Origin of the sequence: Streptomyces sp. SID14478 (genome assembly GCF_010548525.1) — a bacterium.
GTDB lineage: Bacteria > Actinomycetota > Actinomycetes > Streptomycetales > Streptomycetaceae > Streptomyces.
The window spans coordinates 1-4,844 of the sequence record NZ_JAAGMG010000060.1; the positions used below are offsets into that span (position 1 = coordinate 1).

General features: G+C 73.1%; 4 protein-coding genes. 2 read left to right on the forward strand and 2 right to left on the reverse strand.

Translation table 11 applies throughout. The features are described 5' to 3' along the window. The coding region (locus G3I40_RS02055; protein WP_203643232.1) for a hypothetical protein at positions 1 to 704 on the reverse strand (704 nt) is incomplete at its 3' end. Positions 705 to 984: 280 nt separating this feature from the next. Here G3I40_RS02055 and G3I40_RS02060 point away from each other — a divergent pair. Together G3I40_RS02060 and G3I40_RS02065 are read left to right on the forward strand one after the other, a co-directional pair. Then, positions 985 to 1,476 (forward strand): DUF2975 domain-containing protein, encoded by a 492-nt coding sequence (locus G3I40_RS02060; RefSeq protein ID WP_164300413.1) that lies wholly within the window; start codon positions 985 to 987, stop codon positions 1,474 to 1,476. After that, positions 1,476 to 1,709 (forward strand): helix-turn-helix transcriptional regulator, encoded by a 234-nt coding sequence (locus G3I40_RS02065; RefSeq protein ID WP_164300414.1) that lies wholly within the window; start codon positions 1,476 to 1,478, stop codon positions 1,707 to 1,709. Before G3I40_RS02060 ends, G3I40_RS02065 begins: the two co-directional genes overlap by 1 nt. A gap of 97 nt (positions 1,710 to 1,806) precedes the next feature. Here the strand turns inward: G3I40_RS02065 and G3I40_RS02070 are convergent, their stop codons facing one another. Next, on the reverse strand, positions 1,807 to 4,644 hold the full coding sequence (locus G3I40_RS02070; protein ID WP_164300415.1) for a glycoside hydrolase family 2 TIM barrel-domain containing protein: 2,838 nt from the start codon (positions 4,642 to 4,644) through the stop codon (positions 1,807 to 1,809). Positions 4,645 to 4,844: the final 200 nt, after the last annotated feature.

Sequence of the window (4,844 nt, forward strand, 5' to 3'; positions counted from 1 at the left end):
GGCCGGTCCGGGCCGGCCGGGGCGGGCTCGGGCCGCCGACGGCGCAGGAGCCACAGCATGACCGCGCACACCGCGGCGGGCACGCTTGCGTACACGGACCACGACGGCAGGCCGAGCACGACCGACGCGAGCCCCACCACGAAACCGGCGCCGAGCACGGTGAGGACCAGCCACGTGCCGTACGGCTCCCGGACGAAGGGCGCGACGTGCCGGGGCCGCACCAGGCGGACCGCGCCGAACACGAACATCTGGGCCGCCAGGAGCGCGGCCACCACGCCCAGGGCGGTGTTCATCTGGATCTCGTCGCGCGGCTCGTCCGTGGTGTGCTGGCGCACGCCGTCCCGGGCGAGCGCCACGACGTCGTGCCGCCAGCCGGTGGCGGTGACCCGGTCACCGGGATCCAGCGTGTCGTAGAGGGGCCGGGAGTCCTCGAACTCCACCGTCTCGCGCCAGGACGGATCGTCCCTGTCCTTCAGCGTCACGTCGTACTCGGTGGTCTTGCCGCCGTGCTCGGCCCTGGTCCCCACGACGGTGAAGTGCCAGGTGGTCAGGCAGTCCTCGGCCGCCACCTCCCGCGGCGTCGCCCCGGCCGGGCACGGCCGGGCCGCCCGGTAGTCCTGGGCGCGCTCCGCCTCGGAGGGGATCCATGCCGTGAACGCCAGGAAGCACGCGATCCCGAACAGCGCGGACAGTGCGAGCAGCATCGCGCCCGTGCACCGGGTCCGGCCCGGCGACCGCAGGGCGGACCTGTCCCGTACGCCTCCAGTGGCCCTCGCCCGCGTCGCCATGACCGACCCCCTCAGCCCGTAACTCCCCCGTGGCATCAGGGATACCACGAGGTCCGGTGGGCGAGGTACGCGCGGGTGGCTTTCTGGCGGCGGCAGTCCCCTGGGCGGCCCGCCGGGCGCCTTCGATCGCTCTCCACCTTTACTTCACCTATCGCTATTCGATAGATTCCCATCGAGGTTCGATGGAGGGGTGGTCATGGGAAAGCTGACAGTGCGTGCGCTGCGCGCCGTGCTCGTGGTGGTGTTCGCCGGCACCGTGTGCGTCCAGGCAGGGATGGTGTGGGCGCTGGTCAGCGGCAGCGACCCGGAGGACGGCTCGCTGCCGCTGACCGCGTTCCGGGTGATCACGGTCCTGGGCATGGTGGCGGTCCAGGTCGCCCTGGTCTGCGTGGGGCGCCTGGTGACGATGGTGCGCCACGGCACCGTGTTCTCGTCCACCGCCTTCCGGTACGTGGACGGCGTGATCGGCGCGATCGTGGCGGCCGCGCTCCTGTGGTTCGTGGTCACGGGCGTCAATGCGCCGGGCCAGCGGGAGGATCCGGGCGTCACCGTCATCATGGCCGGGATCGGCGTGGCCGTCCTCGGGGTCGCGCTCATCGTGCTCGTGCTGCGGATGCTGCTCGCCCAGGCGGTCGCCCGGGACGCCGAAGCGACGCACATGCAGGCCGAGTTGGACGAGGTGATCTGATGCCGATCGCCGTCGACATCGACGTGATGCTGGCCAGGCGGAAGATGTCCGTGGGCGAGCTCGCGGAGCGGGTGGGGATCACCCCCGCCAACCTGGCGGTGCTCAAGAACGGCCGCGCCAAGGCGGTGCGCTTCACGACGCTCGCCGCGCTCTGCGAGGTCCTCGACTGCCAGCCGGGCGACCTGCTGCGCTGGGAGGCCGAGGTGCCCGCCGCGGAGGCGCGGGCCACGTGAACACCTAGGGCGTGTTGTGAAAGTCCCGCCTGCCCCGGGGCGACCGTCGCCGCCCGCGTGAACAGCGGGACGGCGACGGTCCGTTCGGCCGCGTCGGTCACGCGAGCGCGAAGGTGAAGGCGAACGTGGCCGGTGCGGCCGTGAGCCGGTACTGCGGCAGCACGCCCGGGCCGCACGACTGGGAGCCGATGCCCTGCTGGGCGTGGTCCAGGTTGACCCACACCGTGTCACCGGGCACGAGGTCCGTGCGGTGTCCGGCCGCGTCCAGCTGCTCGGTCGTCCAGCGCCGCGCCGTGAACCAGAACTCCGGATCGCCCTCGATCCGCAGGCCGCCGATCTCGGCCCAACGGACGTCCGCGCGGGCCCCGTTCTCCTGTGGCCGCACGTACGGCGTCTGCAGCGCGTCGACGTCGGACTGCCACAGGCCGAGACGCGCGGCGGCCTGCGTGTCGGGGTACGCCTCGCCGGGGCCGCCGCCGTACCAGCGGACCGCCACGCCGGACGCGCCCGGCAGCCCGAGCCGCACACCGAGCCGGGGCAGCGGAATCCGCCAGTCGCCCTCGGGGGTCACCGACACGGTCAGGCGCAGCCGCCGTTCGTCGGCGCTCCAGCGGTAGAGCGTGCGCAGGCCGATGTCGCGGCCCGCCGGTGCCACGCGGGTGCGCACGGTCAGCGCGTCGTCCCCCCACTCCACCGCGTCCGTGCGGTGTTGCATGCGGTGCAGGCCGAACTGCCGCCACAGCAGGCCGAGTCGCTCGCCGCTCTGCCAGCTCGCCCCGTCGTCGTTGTCCGTCGTCGCCCGCCACACGTCCAGCCGCGGGGCGATCACCGCGACCCCGCCGACCGTGCGCAGCTCGCCGGTGCGCGCGTCGAACCCGGCCGGACCGAGCGTGACCGCACCGGATCCGGAGAACACCGGGCCGGCCGCAAGTGAGCTTGTGCGTGCGGGAGTTGCGCGGATCTCCGCCTGGCCCCAGGCCACCTCGTACGCGTCGTCCGCGGCGCCTTCGCGCGCGTGTACCGTCCACACCCCGTCGCCCGTCGGTGCCGGCAGCTTCACCTCGGCGGACTCGCCGGGGTCGAGCGGCGGCACGGTCAAGGCGCCCTCCCGGAGGGCCTCGCCGTCCGCCCGGTGCGACCACGCGAACGAGAGGGCGGCCAGGTCGCGGAAGTCGTAGCGGTTGGTGACGCGGGCCGTGCCCGCCGCCGCGTCGACCTCGATGCGTACGGGCTCGATCACCTTCTTGAACTCGATGAGGCCCGGCGACGGCGTCCGGTCGGGGAACAGCAGCCCGTCGCAGACGAAGTTGCCGTCGTGCAGCTCCTCGCCGAAGTCGCCGCCGTACGCGTATCCGAACCGCTCGTCCTTGATCCCGTGGTCGATCCACTCCCACACGAAGGCACCCTGGAGACGGTCGTACGTCTCGAACAGCCTCTGGTAGTCGGCGAGTCCACCCGGGCCGTTGCCCATCGCGTGCGCGTACTCGCACTGGATGAAGGGGAGCGTGCGGCGGCGGTCCGGGCCGCCGTCCAGGCCCCGGCCGATCCGCTCGACCTCGGCGTGGTCCGCGTACATCCGTGAATAGACGTCCGTGTCACGGCAGTTGGCGTCACCTTCGTAGTGGACCAGCCGCTCGGGGTCGCGGCCGCGGATCCACTCGGCCATCGCGGTGAGGCCGCGTCCGGTGCCCGCCTCGTTGCCCAGCGACCACAGGACGACGCAGGGGTGGTTCTTGTCGCGCTCCACCATGCGGGCGGCGCGGTCGAGGAGGGCCGGGGTCCAGCGGTCGTCGTCGACGGGGTTGTCGCGCCAGCCCTGCTCGACGAAACCGTGCGTTTCCAGATCGCACTCGTCGATCACCCACAGGCCGTACTCGTCGCACAGGTCCAGGAAGGCGGGGTGCGGCGGATAGTGCGAGGTGCGGACGGCGTTGACGTTGTGCTGCTTCATCAACTCCACGTCGCGGCGCATCGTTGCGAGGTCGAGGGCGCGGCCGTGCTCCGGGTGCCACTCGTGGCGGTTGACGCCCTTGAGGAGGACCGGCGTTCCGTTGACCTTGAGGAGGCCGTCCGACGGGTCCCTGGCCACCGTGCGGAAGCCGATGCGCAGCGGCACTCGCTCGCCGCCGGTGTCCAGGGTGCCCGCGTACAGTCGCGGCGTCTCCGCCGTCCACGGCTCGACGGGGACGGTCACCGGTTCGCCCGTCGCCACGTCGACCCCCAGCTCCGGCACGGCGATCCGGCCGGCCGCGTCGCTGTCCACGCGCAGCGTGCCTGTACCGCGGGTGTGGTCGTAGGAGGCGTGCACGAAGAAGTCGAGGGCGCAGTCGGCCGGGCGGTGCAGCAGCGTCACGTCACGGAAGATGCCCGGCAGCCACCACTGGTCCTGGTCCTCCAGGTACGAGCCCGACGACCACTGGTGGACGCGGACGGCGAGGACGTTCCCGGCGGGCCTGAGGAGGTGGCCGACCGCGAACTCGTGCGGCAGGCGGCTGCCCTTGAACGCGCCGATGTCCGTGCCGTTCAGCCAGACCCGCGCGCACGACTCGACGCCGTCGAAGCGCAGCGTCGCCGAGCCGTCCCCGGGCCAGCCCTCCGGCAGGTCGAAGGTGCGCAGGTGGTCACCGGTCGGGTTCGCGCTCGGCACGTGCGGCGGGTCGACGGGGAACGGGTAGAGGTGGTTCGTGTAGATCGGCGTGCCGAACGCCCCGTCGCCCTGGAGGACCCAGTGCCCCGGCACCGTCACCTCGGCCCAGCCCCCGGTGTCGTACCCCTCGGCGGCGAACGACTCGTCGTGGGCGTCGACGGCGGGGGCCAGCCGGAAGCGCCACCTGCCGTTCAGGGACAGGGTGGTGGCGGAGGAGTCGGCGTACCAGGCGCGGGGCGGCAGCGCACCGTTCCCGGGCAGCACGTCGTCGACGTACGAGTAGGACATGGGTCTCCTAGCGACAGTGACGGGGAGGGCAGGGGGCGGGGCCACGCGGAGGCGGGGGCGGCTTCCAGGACGGACGTCGCGGCGCCCGGACCCACCCGATCCGTCGGGATCGGTGACGACGCGATGCGGGTCGCCGCGCACGCGCCCGCGAGGGCGTGCCGGGCGACGGCCCGGCGCACCCCGGTCAGGAGGGGCACGCC